Below are 12,481 nucleotides of genomic sequence, written 5' to 3'. Positions count from 1 at the left end.
CCGACGATAACCACCAGCCCGTTGTGCGTTCTGTTTCGTCTTTTTTTGGCTGTTATTTATTACAGGTCCAGGTTCATGCCCGAGTACGTCAATTGGCTTCGTCACGCTTCGCCCTACATCAACGCCCACCGCGATTGCACCTTCATCGTCATGCTGCCCGGCGACGGGGTGGAACACCCTAATTTCGGCAACATCGTCCACGATCTGGTGCTGTTGCACAGCCTCGGCGTGCGCCTGGTGCTGGTCCATGGTTCGCGTCCGCAGATCGAGACCCGCCTCGCTGCACGGGGCCTCACTCCCCATTACCACCACGGCATGCGCATCACCGATGCCGCGACCCTGGAGTGTGTGATCGATGCGGTCGGCCAGTTGCGCATCGCCATCGAGGCCCGCCTGTCCATGGACATGGCGTCCTCGCCCATGCAGGGCTCGCGGCTGCGGGTCGCCAGCGGCAACCTGGTCACCGCGCGTCCCATCGGTGTGCTCGAGGGCGTGGATTATCACCACACCGGTGAAGTGCGCCGGGTCGATCGCAAGGGTATCAATCGCCTGCTGGACGAACGCTCCATCGTGCTGCTGTCGCCGTTGGGTTATTCGCCCACCGGCGAGATCTTCAACCTCGCCTGCGAAGACGTTGCCACCCGGGCAGCCATCGACCTGGCAGCCGACAAGCTGCTGCTGTTCGGTGCCGAGCAGGGGCTTATCGGTGAGGACGGGCGGCTGGTTCGCGAATTGCGCCCGCAACAGGTTCCGGGCCATATGCAACGCCTGGGCAGCGACTATCAGGCCGAACTGCTGGACGCGGCGGCCCAGGCCTGTCGTGGCGGGGTGGCGCGCAGCCATATCGTCAGCTATGCCGAGAACGGTGCGCTGCTGACCGAACTGTTCACCCGCGATGGCAGCGGTACGTTGGTGGCCCAGGAGCAATTCGAGGTGGTACGCGAAGCGGCCATTGAGGATGTTGGCGGCCTGCTGGACCTGATCAGCCCGCTGGAAGAGCAGGGGATCCTGGTGCGTCGCTCCCGCGAAGTGCTGGAGCGCGAGATCGAGCAGTTCAGCGTGGTCGAGCGCGAAGGCATGATCATCGCCTGCGCGGCGTTGTACCAGATCGCCGATTCGGACGCCGGGGAGCTGGCCTGCCTGGCCGTGAACCCGGAATACCGCCACGGTGGCCGTGGCGATGAACTGCTGGAGCGGATCGAAACCCGGGCCCGCGCCCAGGGGCTCAAGACGCTGTTCGTGCTGACGACCCGGACTGCCCACTGGTTCCGTGAACGTGGCTTTGAACCCAGCAGTGTCGAGCGCCTGCCGGCGGCGCGGGCTTCGCTCTACAACTACCAGCGCAATTCGAAAATCTTCGAAAAATCCTTGTAGGCCGCCGTCGGAAAACTTGCTCTGCCGCGATCTTCTTGATTTCAGACAATGAGCAGCTAGTCTGGAACGCGTCAAGATCGCGGCATGCGCGAGCGGTCGTGAACAGGAATCGAAGGCGCAGGAGGCGCGCAAACACAGCTCGTCACCAAGAATTCGCGGGCCTCGTAAATCCCCGACGAATCATCGTTCAGTAATTTCCTGCGTCGCCGATAAGTCATGTCACGGCCTGATGGTGCTGTGATGGCACTCATATGTCGAAACGAGCTGAAAACTGTTGAAACAATTCTTTTTGGAATTATAAAGAATCCATTATCCTGCGGTCCGGTGTAGAGGGGTTAGACCATAGTCGTAGTCATAAATGGTTACGATTGACTTGTCAGTCACGGTCTGGCGCTAATCGCGCATCCGCGGGATCCGGGCGTTCGATCCGGAACCAAAGACACACAAGAATTAGAAAACGAGAGGAGCGAAGCATGAACAAGTCCACCTTGGCCCTGGCCGTGGCTGTTGGGGTTCTGGCGCAGCAGGCAGGCGCCGCTGGTTTTATCGAGGACAGCAAGGCGTCTGTCAGTTCTCGTACGTTGTATTTCAATAACGATAACCGTGAGACGGGCAAAGAGGACCTGCGCGAAACGGGTACCGGCCTCAAGTTCGACTACAAGTCCGGCTTCACGCAAGGTGTTGTTGGCTTCGGTATCGACGCTCAGGCGCTGGTGGGTATTCGTCTCGATGGGGGGACGGGCGTAACAACGGTTCCTATATGCCAGCCGATACTGATGGTTCGGCGGTACATGATTGGAGCCGTTTGTCCGGCAACGTAAAGGCGCTGTTCTCCAAGACCGAGGCCCACCTGGGTGGCGCCCTGGCGCCTAACCTGCCGATCCTGGTTGCCAACGACAGCCGTCTGCTGCCACAGACCTTTGAAGGTGGCACCATCACCTCCAAGGAAATCGACAACGTCACTTTCAACGCTGGTCAGTTGGAACACGCAACAGGCCGTGCATCGAGCAACAGCACCGGCCTGGCAGTGGCGGGCGGTACCCAGGACAGCAACCAGTTCCGTTTTGGCGGTGCAGACTGGAAGGTCACCAAAGACCTGACCCTGCAGTACTACTACGCCAACCTGCAGGATTACTACAAGCAGCACTTCCTGGGTGCGGTACACGTTTTCCCGATCAGCGAAGGTCAATCCTTCAAGACCGACCTGCGCTACTTCGACAGCAGCTCGGACGGCCGTAACGGCGACGCGGGTTATCAGTTCAACAACAACGGCGGTTATGCCAAGCATGCGGGCGAGGTCGATAACAAGACCTGGAGCGCCATGTTCACTTACACCTTGGGCGGCAGCGCCTTCCTGCTGGGTCACCAGCAAGTCGGTGATGACGGTGGCTTCGTATACCTGAACCAGGGCAACGTGGTGAACGGCAACGGTCGTCCCGAAGGTGCCGGTGGTGCGAGTTTCTACCTGTTCACCGACAGCATGATCAACGGGTTTGTCCGTGCCGGTGAAAACACCACGTTCGGTCAATACTCCTACGACTTCGCTTCCCTGGGCGTTCCAGGCCTGAAAGCCTCGGTTGCCTACCTGCGTGGTGACGACGTCAAATCCGCCACTGCTGGTGGAAGCGATTACTCCGAGTGGGAACGCGACATGCGTGTGGATTACGTAATCCAGCAAGGTGCGTTGAAAGGCTTCGGCACTACCCTGCGTCAGGGTACTTACCGCAGCAGTGGTGCAGGCGACAGCCAGGATCAGACCCGCCTGATCTTCAACTACACTTACAACTTCATGTAAGACGTAGCGAAGTAAAAAAAGCCCCGCCCGGCAGCACGCCGGGCGGGGCTTTTGCGTTTTGGGTCAGGTAGTGGGATCCGTCTTGTATTCCTCCCGTATCCGGGGGATGCAACGCTCAATACACGCCGCTTTATTGAATCAGTACATCATCGACCGTACACGATGCCTTTTTCGTGAATGTCCTTGAACAGGCCTGCCCGAGCTTCGTCGAGAGCGGTTTTTTCGCTGAGGATAAAACATTCGAACAACCCCGCCTGTACGTCTCTAGCCCAGAGCCTCCGACCACGGGTCAGGATCTGATACTGCATCACCGTCGTTGCCGCACGTAAATCAAGCAGATCCACTGGGCATCCGGCTATATCCGCCAAGTCCCCGGAAAGCTGCCATAACAACACGGGGTCGACCTGACCGGTCCAGAGCACAGCTATATCGACATCACTGCCAGGCCCGGCGGTTTCCTGTGCATGGCTACCAAACAGGTAAACCGCCAGCAGACCAGAGAGTTGGTTTTGCAGATGAGTCAACAATGCTTTAGTGTTCATGTTGCCTATCGTAGCCGCTCGTCCTGAAATCGCGTCAATAATTCCGTAATGTGAACACAAAGCAAAAAAAGCCCCACCCGGCTACACGCCGGGTGGGGCTTTTGCGTTTTCGAGTCAGGCCCACCCCTGTAGCCCTCCTCGAAACTTCTCCTCTTTTCAGCAACTCGAGGCCTTCTCGAACCTCGCTGGCGATCTTGTGCCGGTATGCGGAATCGCGCCAGTGAACAGTTTTTTATATTCACTATCGATCTAGATAAATGGATATTTATTCTTTTTAAAGCAAACGAAACCGGTGCAAAGTTGGGCTCACAACAACCTCATCCAGGAGCCGCACCATGAGCCTCAGACTCGGCGACATCGCCCCCGACTTCGAACAGGATTCCAGCGCCGGCAAGATTCGCTTCCACGAATGGCTCGGCGACAGCTGGGGCGTGCTGTTTTCCCACCCGGCAGACTTCACCCCGGTGTGCACCACCGAGTTGGGCCTGACCGCCAAGCTCAAGGACGAGTTCGCAAAGCGCGGCGTCAAGGCCATTGCCCTCTCGGTCGACCCGGTGGACTCGCACCACAAGTGGATCGAGGACATCAACGAGACCCAGAACGCCGTGGTCAATTTTCCGATCCTGGCTGATGCCGATCGTAAGGTGTCGGATCTGTACGACCTGATCCATCCCAACGCCAGCGACACTTTGACTGTACGCTCCTTGTTCGTGATCGACCCGAACAAGAAGATCCGCCTGACCATCACCTACCCAGCCAGCACCGGGCGCAATTTCAATGAGATCCTGCGGGTGATCGACTCCCTCCAATTGACCGACAACTACAAAGTCGCCACCCCGGCCAACTGGCAGGACGGTGATGAAGTGGTGATCGTGCCGTCGCTCAAGGATGAAGAGGAACTCAAGCAGCGTTTTCCCAAGGGCTATCGCGCTGTGAAACCTTACCTGCGCCTGACCCCGCAGCCCAACCGCTGACGCACACCCGACCTGAACCTGTGGGAGCGAGCTTGCTCGCGATGGCGTCGGATCTGCCAACGTCGATGTCGACTGATACACCGCTATCGCGAGCAAGCTCGCTCCCACAGGGGATTTCTGTGCACCAAGGGTTTTGGCCGTTTCGACGGCCTTTTTTTATTGCTTAAAGAGAGTGAACTTCATATCTCTAAACTGCATAACCAAATGAATAAATATGATTTAAAGATATATTGATCCCCTGTTATGGTTTGACCCATACAGCGAGATCGCCCACCGCGAATCGCACGTGACAGTTAAGGAATAGCAGGCATGTTGGTCGTCTCACTCGGTGGCAGTCCCAGCCAACGCTCCCGCTCCGGGGTGCTGCTGGAGCGGTCGCAACGCTGGTTGCAGCAGCAAGGTGTGGAAGTGGTGAGCTATCAGGTGCGCGATTTTCCGGCCGAAGATCTGCTCCATGCCCGTTTCGACAGCCCGAAGGTGATCGACCTGCTCCAGCAGATCGAAAATGCCGACGGCCTGTTGATTGCCACGCCGGTGTACAAGGCGTCTTTTTCCGGTGCGCTGAAGACCGTGCTGGACCTGCTGCCTGAACGCGCCCTGGCTCATAAAGTGGTGTTGCCGATGGCAACCGGCGGCAGCATCGCCCACATGCTGGCGGTGGATTACGCCCTCAAGCCAGTGTTGTCGGCGCTCAAGGCCCAGGAAATGCTCCACGGGATCTTTGCCGAAGACAGCCAGATCGCTTATGGCGAAGGCAACGCCCAGGCGCAATTGGCACCGGCTCTGCAGCAGCGTCTGGACGAGGCGCTGGAACAGTTTCTCAGCGCCATGGCCCGTCGGCCCAGGCCGCTGGACCCCAGTGTATTGAACGAACGTTTGTTGAGTGCTCGCTGGAGCATTTGACCCCCGAACACCCTGATTCAACTCACCTTACTCAGCCGCCAACGGCCCAGCAGGTGCAGCCAAAACCCCACAGCAAAAAGGAGAGGCGCCATGCGCACTGTCATTTTGCGTCGCGGGCTGGTCGCTCTGTTTGCTGCGGCTGTGTCCCTCGGCGTCATTACTCAAGCTCAAGCCGAGACCTTGCGGATCGGTTATCAGAAATACGGCACCCTGGTGCTGCTCAAGGCCAAGGGAACATTGGAAAAACGCCTCGCGGCCCAAGGCGTGGACGTGCAATGGACCGAGTTCCCCGGCGGCCCGCAGCTGCTTGAAGGCTTGAACGTCGGCTCCATCGACTTTGGCGTGACCGGTGAAACCCCACCGGTGTTTGCCCAGGCTGCAGGCGCCGACCTGCTTTATGTCGCCTACGAACCACCGGCGCCCACCAGCGAGGCGATCCTGGTGCCCAAAGGCTCGGCGATCCAGTCGGTGCAAGACCTCAAGGGCAAGAAAGTCGTGCTGAACAAAGGCTCCAATGTCCACTACCTGTTGGTACGGGCGCTGGAGGATGCTGGCCTGAAGTATTCCGATATCCAGACCGTTTTCCTGCCTCCGGCCGACGCCCGCGCCGCGTTCGAGCGGGGCAGCGTCGACGCCTGGGTGATCTGGGATCCGTACCAGGCTGCCGCCGAACAGCAGTTGCAGGCGCGCACCCTGCGTGACGGCAAAGGCATCGTCGACAACCACCAGTTCTACCTCGCCACCAAACCCTATGCGCAAAAAAATCCCCAGGTCATCGCGACGCTGGTGGAAGAAGTGCGCGCAGTGGGGGAGTGGTCCAAGGCCAATCCTGACGACGTGACCAAGCAAGTCTCGCCTCTGCTTGGCCTACCGGCGGACATCACCCTGACGGCGGTGAAGCGCCAAGGCTACGGGGCGTTGTTCCTCACGCCGGAGGTGGTGGCGGCGCAGCAGAAAATCGCCGACAGCTTCTATCAGCTCAAATTGATTCCCAAACCCTTGAGCATCAAGGACGTGATCTGGACGCCGCCGGCGGCCGTTGCGAACGCGCAGTAATTCGATCCCTTAGGAGACCACTCCATGAGCCTCAATATTTTCTGGTTCCTGCCTACCCACGGCGACGGCCATTACCTAGGCACTGCCGAAGGCGCCCGCGCCGTCGATCACGGTTACCTGCAACAAGTCGCCCAGGCGGCGGATCGACTGGGTTTCGGCGGTGTGCTGATCCCCACCGGGCGTTCTTGCGAAGACTCCTGGCTGGTGGCCGCTTCGTTGATTCCGGTGACCCAGCGCCTGAAATTCCTCGTTGCCCTGCGCCCCGGGATCATTTCTCCGACGGTGGCGGCGCGCCAGGCTGCGACCCTCGACCGGTTGTCCGGCGGACGTGCGTTGTTCAACCTGGTGACCGGTGGCGACCCGGATGAGTTGGCCGGCGATGGCCTGTTCCTCGACCACGAGCAACGCTACCAGGCGTCGGTGGAATTCACCCGCATCTGGCGCCGGGTGCTGGAAGGCGAAACCGTGGATTACGATGGTGAGCACATCAGTGTGAAGGGCGCCAAGCTGCTCTATCCACCGATCCAGCAACCGCGTCCGCCGCTGTATTTCGGTGGCTCGTCGGAAGCCGCCCAGGACTTGGCAGCCGAGCAGGTGGAAATGGTGCTGACCTGGGGCGAGCCGCCCGCAGCCGTGGCGGAAAAGATCGAACAAGTACGGGCCAAGGCTGCGAAATTGGGGCGCACGGTACGTTTCGGCATCCGCCTGCATGTGATCGTGCGGGAAACCAACGCCGAAGCCTGGCAAGCGGCCGACCGGCTGATTTCCCACCTGGACGACGACACCATTGCCCGTGCCCAGGCGTCCCTGGCGCGCTTTGACTCGGTGGGTCAGCAACGCATGGCCGCCCTGCACGGTGGCCGTCGCGACAAGCTGGAAGTCAGCCCCAACCTCTGGGCCGGCGTCGGCCTGGTTCGTGGCGGTGCCGGTACGGCGCTGGTGGGCGATGGCCCGACCGTGGCGGCGCGGGTCAAGGAATACGCCGATCTTGGCATCGACACCTTTATCTTCTCCGGTTATCCACACCTGGAAGAGTCCTACCGCGTGGCGGAACTGCTGTTCCCCCACCTGGACGTGGAGCGCCCGGAGTTGCCCAAGAGCCAGGGCTATGTGAGCCCGTTCGGTGAAATGGTCGCCAACGATATTCTTCCCAAAGCCGCGTCCCAGAGCTGAGGCGGCCATGAAGAAAATCATCCATACCCTCGCGCCCTGGGCGGTGCCGCTGCTGTTGCTGGCGGTATGGCAACTGTCGGTATCGGCCGGTTGGTTATCCACGCGGATCCTGCCGGCACCCGTGGCCGTGATCGAGGCCGGGGTCAATCTGGTGCGCAGCGGCGAGATCTGGACGCACCTGGCGATCAGCGGTTGGCGCGCAGCGGTGGGTTTTCTGATCGGCGGTGGCATCGGCCTGGCCCTGGGCTTCATCACCGGCTTGTCGAAATGGGGCGAACGCCTGTTGGACAGTTCCGTGCAAATGCTCCGGAACATCCCGCACCTGGCGCTGATTCCGTTGGTGATCCTGTGGTTTGGCATCGATGAGTCGGCGAAGATTTTCCTGGTGGCGCTGGGCACGTTGTTCCCGATCTACCTCAACACCTACCACGGCATTCGCAACGTCGACCCGGCGCTGGTGGAAATGTCCCGCAGCTACGGTTTGTCTGGCTTGCGCCTGTTTCGCCAGGTGATCCTGCCGGGCGCCTTGCCTTCGATCCTGGTGGGCGTGCGCTTTGCCCTGGGGTTCATGTGGCTGACGCTGATCGTGGCGGAAACCATCTCGGCCAGCGCCGGCATCGGTTATCTGGCAATGAATGCCCGGGAGTTCCTGCAGACCGATGTGGTGGTGCTGGCGATTCTCCTGTACGCCGTGCTGGGCAAATTGGCCGACCTTGCCGCCCGTGGGCTTGAGCGGGTCTGGCTGCGCTGGCACCCGGCCTACCAAGTGAACAAGGGAGGTGCCGCATGACCGCCCAACAACCTCCGCGCCTGCTGTGTGGCATCCCGCTGGCAGTGCGCAAGCTGCAAAAAACCTTCGGCACGCGCCAGGTGTTGCGCGACATTGACCTGCATATCCCGGCCGGGCAGTTCGTAGCCGTGGTCGGTCGCAGTGGCTGTGGCAAAAGTACCTTGCTGCGGTTGCTGGCCGGTCTCGATCAGCCTACCGATGGGCAACTGTTGGCGGGCTCGGCAGCGTTGAGTGCCGCGCAACAGGACACGCGGTTGATGTTCCAGGAAGCGCGTTTGCTGCCTTGGAAAAAAGTCATCGACAACGTCGGCCTTGGACTAAAGGGCAACTGGCGCCCGCAGGCGCTGCAGGCACTGGAAGCCGTCGGCTTGGCCGACCGTGCCCATGAGTGGCCGGCGGCGCTGTCCGGCGGGCAGAAACAACGAGTGGCCCTGGCCCGCGCGCTGATTCATCAGCCACGCCTGCTGCTGCTCGACGAACCCTTGGGGGCGCTGGACGCACTGACCCGCATCGAGATGCAGCAACTGATCGAAAACCTCTGGCAGCAGCACGGCTTCACGGTGTTGCTGGTGACCCACGACGTCAGCGAGGCGGTAGCGATTGCCGATCGGGTGATCCTGATCGAGGACGGCCAGATCGGTCTCGACCTGCCCATCGACCTGCCACGCCCACGGGTTCGCGGCTCTCATCGCCTGGCGAGCCTGGAAACCGAAGTCCTCAACCGTGTGCTGTCCTTGCCCGGCCAACCGCCGGAACCGGAACCCGTTTCACCCTTGCCCACGCAATTGCGTTGGGCGCAATAACCTCATCCAGACAGGAATCGACACCATGACTATCAAAGCCATCAACGTACGCAACCAGTTCAAAGGCACCATCAAGGAAATCGTCGAAGGCGACGTGTTGTCGGAAATCGACGTGCAGACCGCGTCGGGCATCGTCACTTCGGTCATCACCACCCGCTCGGTCAAGGAGCTGGAACTGGCGATCGGCAGCGAAGTGATCGCCTTCGTCAAATCCACCGAGGTGTCTATCGCCAAGTTGTGAGCGATGCTTGACCCACAGCCCCGGACGGCGTGAGCCCTTCGGGGCTTATCGTTCCCACGCTCTGCGTGGGAATGCCTCTACGGACGCACCGCGTTCGGCTCTTGGGGACGCGGAGCGTCCCTGGCTGCATGCCCACGCAGAGCGTGGAACGATCAACACTAGGCGTGGGAACGATCAAGCGGAGCGCTTGGGCAGATACGGTGGCAGATACAGCCCCAGGTACGCATCGAACACCCGCATGCCTTCCTCGGCCATGCGCGGGGTGATCTGGCCGTGTTGTTGTACCGAGCGGGCGTAGACGCGGTCGCCCAGTTCCATGGCCAGGGCGAACACGTCGACGTCGCTGGGCAAGGTCGGCAGTTCGAAATGGTGGTTGAACACCTTATGCATCAGGTCGCCCAGCTCGAGGTCGTGCTGGCGGTCGGCCTGGGTGACTTCGGTCAGGCCGTGCTGGGCCAGGATCAGTTGGCGGGCGGCGGCGTCCTGGCTATAGATGGTGAGCATGCGCTGCTCCACCAGCCGTGACAGGTCGTGCCAGTGGTTCAACGCCGCATGATCGATCGGTGCTTGCAGGCAGGCGCGAAAGGCAGCGTGGACGTCGGCGGTCAGGGCTTCGAGCAGGGCCGGGACACTGGCGAAGAAGTGGTACACGGAAGAAGGCGGGATCCCGGCACGTTCGGCGACGCTGTAGATCGACAGGCTGGCCACGCCTTCGGCGGTAAGCAGCGTACGGGCGGCATCAAGAATGGTGTCGATCCGGGCCTGGCTGCGTGCGCGGGGTTTGCGGGGGGTGGCGATGCGCGTCATGGACGTCTCCTGCGGGGCTGCCGGGCATTGTACGAGTCGGGTCCTGTGTTGTCTGCCAGGTCGTCATCGCGGGCAAGCCTTGCTCCCACAGGGAACTGTGATAAATCTGGCTCAGGTGGTTCACCAAAACTCCCACAGGGAACTGTGATAAATCTGGCTCAGGTGGTTCACCAAAACTCCCACAGGGAACTGTGATAAGTCTGGCTCAGGTGGTTCACCAAAACTCCCACAGGAACTGTGGTGAACCTGGCTCAGGTGGTTCACCAAAACTCCCACAGGAACTGTGATGAACCTGGCTCAGGTGATTCACCAAAACTCCCATAGGAACTGTGATGAACCTGGCTCAGGTGGTTACCACAGATCCAATGTGGGAGCTGAGCTTGCTCGCGATCCGCCGAAGGCGGCCATCCAACCAGCATCCATAAAAAACGCCGCACCCCTTTAAGGGCCGCGGCGTTATTTTTTTACTGCAACCCGCTTACACGGTATGCAGGTACCAGTTGTACTCGAGGTCGGAGATGGAGTGTTCGAACTCCTCCAGCTCGCTCTCCTTGCAGGCTACGAAGATATCGATGTATTTCGGGTCGATGTACTTGGCCATGACTTCGCTGTCGTCCAGCTCGCGCAGGGCATCGCGCAAGTTGTTCGGCAGGCTTTGCTCGTTCTGCTCGTAGCTGTTGCCTTCCACCGGCGCACCGGGCTCGATCTTGTTGGTCAGGCCATGGTGTACGCCCGCCAGCACGGCGGCCATCAGCAGATAGGGGTTGGCATCGGCGCCGGCGACGCGGTGTTCCAGGCGCACGGCATCGGCCGAACCGGTAGGGACGCGCAAGGCCACGGTGCGGTTGTCCAGGCCCCAGGTCGGCGAGTTCGGCACGTAGAACTGTGCGCCGAAACGACGGTAGGAGTTGACGTTCGGGCAGAGGAAAGCCATCTGCGCGGGCAGGGTCTCGAGCACACCGCCGATCGCGTGACGCAGTGCGGCGTTCTGCTCGGGATCCTCGCTGGCAAAAATATTCTTGCCATCTTTATCAAGAATCGAGATGTGGACGTGCAGACCATTACCCGCCTGGCCCGGATAAGGCTTGGCCATGAAGGTGGTGTCCATTTCATGGTCGTAGGCGATGTTCTTGATCAGACGCTTGAGCAGGACCGCATAGTCGCAGGCCTTGATCGGGTCGGCCACGTGGTGCAGGTTCACTTCGAACTGCGCCGGGGCACTTTCCTTGACGATGGCGTCGGCGGGAATGCCTTGCTCCTTGGCCCCTTCCAGAATGTCCTGGAGGCAATCGACGTATTCGTCGAGGTCATCGATCAGGTAGACCTGGGTCGAGTGCGGGCGTTTGCCGGAGATCGGCGAGCGGGGCGGTTGTGGGCGTCCATTCACGTTCTCCTGGTCGATCAGGTAGAACTCCAGCTCGAATGCGGCGCAGATGGTCAGGCCCAGTTCATCGAACTTGGTCACGACTTGGCGCAGGACTTCACGCGGGTCGGCGAAGAAAGGCTCGCCTTCGAGTTCGTGCATGGTCATCAACAGTTGCGCAGTGGGGCGCTTCTGCCAAGGCTCGTTGCACAGGGTGTCAGGGATTGGATAGCAGATCCGGTCGGCATCGCCGATGTCCAGACCCAGGCCGGTGCTTTCCACCGTAGAGCCATTGATATCCAGGGCAAATAAAGAGGCCGGCAGGTTGATGCCTTTCTCGTAAACCTTGTGGAGGCTGGTGCGTTCTATGCGCTTGCCGCGCACCACACCATTCATATCCGCAATCAGAAGGTCAACGTACAGAACCTCAGGATGTTCCTTAAGGAACGCGTTCGCTTCGTTAAGCTGAACGGCACGCGGGGGTACCGACATGATGCAACACCTTTGTTGTTAAAAATATCAATCATTGATCTCTTCGAAAGCCAGTCAACCCGAACGGCATGCCGAAGTCAAGCAGGGCCTTTTTTGCCCTAAAAAAGCACCTTCAGGGCTTTTTTGAGGCAATTTAGGGCGTTTTTTTCCCTTTAAGGGTCTTGGCGC

General features: G+C 60.1%; 11 protein-coding genes and 1 pseudogene. 9 read left to right on the top strand and 3 right to left on the bottom strand.

What is annotated here, in order from left to right; all coding sequences use genetic code 11:
- The first annotated feature begins 75 nt into the window (after positions 1-75).
- Positions 76-1,374 (top strand): amino-acid N-acetyltransferase, encoded by a 1,299-nt coding sequence (argA, locus tag KI235_RS28980; protein ID WP_028237445.1) that lies wholly within the window; start codon positions 76-78, stop codon positions 1,372-1,374.
- 473 nt (positions 1,375-1,847) lie between these two features.
- Positions 1,848-3,169, top strand: a pseudogene (locus KI235_RS28975) (OprD family porin).
- 146 nt (positions 3,170-3,315) lie between these two features.
- Here KI235_RS28975 and KI235_RS28970 read toward each other — a convergent pair.
- Complete coding sequence (locus KI235_RS28970) at positions 3,316-3,711, bottom strand: nucleotidyltransferase domain-containing protein (RefSeq protein WP_013694506.1); 396 nt, start codon at positions 3,709-3,711, stop codon at positions 3,316-3,318.
- 335 nt (positions 3,712-4,046) lie between these two features.
- On the opposite strand from KI235_RS28970, the gene KI235_RS28965 reads away from it, so the two are divergent.
- From KI235_RS28965 to KI235_RS28935, 7 genes are all read left to right on the top strand, one after another.
- Positions 4,047-4,685 (top strand): peroxiredoxin, encoded by a 639-nt coding sequence (locus KI235_RS28965; RefSeq protein ID WP_003206652.1) that lies wholly within the window; start codon positions 4,047-4,049, stop codon positions 4,683-4,685.
- Between the two features lie 309 nt (positions 4,686-4,994).
- Entirely contained in the window at positions 4,995-5,588 is a 594-nt protein-coding gene (gene ssuE / locus KI235_RS28960) for an NADPH-dependent FMN reductase (protein ID WP_003206651.1), read from the top strand.
- A 90-nt stretch (positions 5,589-5,678) separates the two neighbouring features.
- A complete protein-coding gene (locus KI235_RS28955; RefSeq protein WP_003206649.1) occupies positions 5,679-6,644 on the top strand; it encodes a sulfonate ABC transporter substrate-binding protein in 966 nt (321 codons plus the stop codon).
- Positions 6,645-6,668: 24 nt separating this feature from the next.
- Positions 6,669-7,817 carry an FMNH2-dependent alkanesulfonate monooxygenase gene (ssuD, locus tag KI235_RS28950; protein ID WP_003206647.1) on the top strand — a complete coding sequence of 383 codons (1,149 nt, stop codon included), beginning with the start codon at positions 6,669-6,671 and terminating at the stop codon, positions 7,815-7,817.
- Positions 7,818-7,824: 7 nt separating this feature from the next.
- On the top strand, positions 7,825-8,607 hold the full coding sequence (gene ssuC, locus KI235_RS28945) for an aliphatic sulfonate ABC transporter permease SsuC (RefSeq protein ID WP_003206646.1): 783 nt from the start codon (positions 7,825-7,827) through the stop codon (positions 8,605-8,607).
- Positions 8,604-9,410, top strand: a complete 807-nt coding sequence (gene ssuB, locus KI235_RS28940) for an aliphatic sulfonates ABC transporter ATP-binding protein (RefSeq protein ID WP_212795398.1) — start codon at positions 8,604-8,606, stop codon at positions 9,408-9,410. The genes ssuC and ssuB overlap by 4 nt, the downstream gene beginning before the upstream one ends.
- A gap of 25 nt (positions 9,411-9,435) precedes the next feature.
- A complete protein-coding gene (locus KI235_RS28935; protein WP_003177394.1) occupies positions 9,436-9,651 on the top strand; it encodes a TOBE domain-containing protein in 216 nt (71 codons plus the stop codon).
- A 174-nt stretch (positions 9,652-9,825) separates the two neighbouring features.
- Here the strand turns inward: KI235_RS28935 and KI235_RS28930 are convergent, their stop codons facing one another.
- Together KI235_RS28930 and KI235_RS28925 are read right to left on the bottom strand one after the other, a co-directional pair.
- On the bottom strand, positions 9,826-10,458 hold the full coding sequence (locus KI235_RS28930) for a TetR/AcrR family transcriptional regulator (RefSeq protein ID WP_212795397.1): 633 nt from the start codon (positions 10,456-10,458) through the stop codon (positions 9,826-9,828).
- 478 nt (positions 10,459-10,936) lie between these two features.
- Complete coding sequence (locus tag KI235_RS28925) at positions 10,937-12,313, bottom strand: glutamine synthetase family protein (protein ID WP_003177396.1); 1,377 nt, start codon at positions 12,311-12,313, stop codon at positions 10,937-10,939.
- Between the last annotated feature and the right edge of the window lie 168 nt (positions 12,314-12,481).

Source organism: Pseudomonas sp. St386 (assembly GCF_018325865.1).
Classification (GTDB): domain Bacteria; phylum Pseudomonadota; class Gammaproteobacteria; order Pseudomonadales; family Pseudomonadaceae; genus Aquipseudomonas; species Aquipseudomonas brassicacearum.
Note: the sequence above shows the minus strand (reverse complement) of the source record. Positions and strands in the feature narration are given on the sequence as shown.

What these genes read in the sequence shown, in the direction of transcription:
- ssuE (WP_003206651.1), top strand. Translation starts at nt 4,995, where the DNA reads ATGTTGGTCGTCTCACTCGGTGGCAGTCCCAGCCAACGCTCCCGCTCC.
- KI235_RS28955 (WP_003206649.1), top strand. Translation starts at nt 5,679, where the DNA reads ATGCGCACTGTCATTTTGCGTCGCGGGCTGGTCGCTCTGTTTGCTGCG.
- ssuB (WP_212795398.1), top strand. Translation starts at nt 8,604, where the DNA reads ATGACCGCCCAACAACCTCCGCGCCTGCTGTGTGGCATCCCGCTGGCA.
- KI235_RS28965 (WP_003206652.1), top strand. Translation starts at nt 4,047, where the DNA reads ATGAGCCTCAGACTCGGCGACATCGCCCCCGACTTCGAACAGGATTCC.
- KI235_RS28930 (WP_212795397.1), bottom strand. Translation starts at nt 10,458, where the DNA reads ATGACGCGCATCGCCACCCCCCGCAAACCCCGCGCACGCAGCCAGGCC.
- KI235_RS28970 (WP_013694506.1), bottom strand. Translation starts at nt 3,711, where the DNA reads ATGAACACTAAAGCATTGTTGACTCATCTGCAAAACCAACTCTCTGGT.
- ssuC (WP_003206646.1), top strand. Translation starts at nt 7,825, where the DNA reads ATGAAGAAAATCATCCATACCCTCGCGCCCTGGGCGGTGCCGCTGCTG.
- KI235_RS28925 (WP_003177396.1), bottom strand. Translation starts at nt 12,313, where the DNA reads ATGTCGGTACCCCCGCGTGCCGTTCAGCTTAACGAAGCGAACGCGTTC.
- ssuD (WP_003206647.1), top strand. Translation starts at nt 6,669, where the DNA reads ATGAGCCTCAATATTTTCTGGTTCCTGCCTACCCACGGCGACGGCCAT.
- KI235_RS28935 (WP_003177394.1), top strand. Translation starts at nt 9,436, where the DNA reads ATGACTATCAAAGCCATCAACGTACGCAACCAGTTCAAAGGCACCATC.
- argA (WP_028237445.1), top strand. Translation starts at nt 76, where the DNA reads ATGCCCGAGTACGTCAATTGGCTTCGTCACGCTTCGCCCTACATCAAC.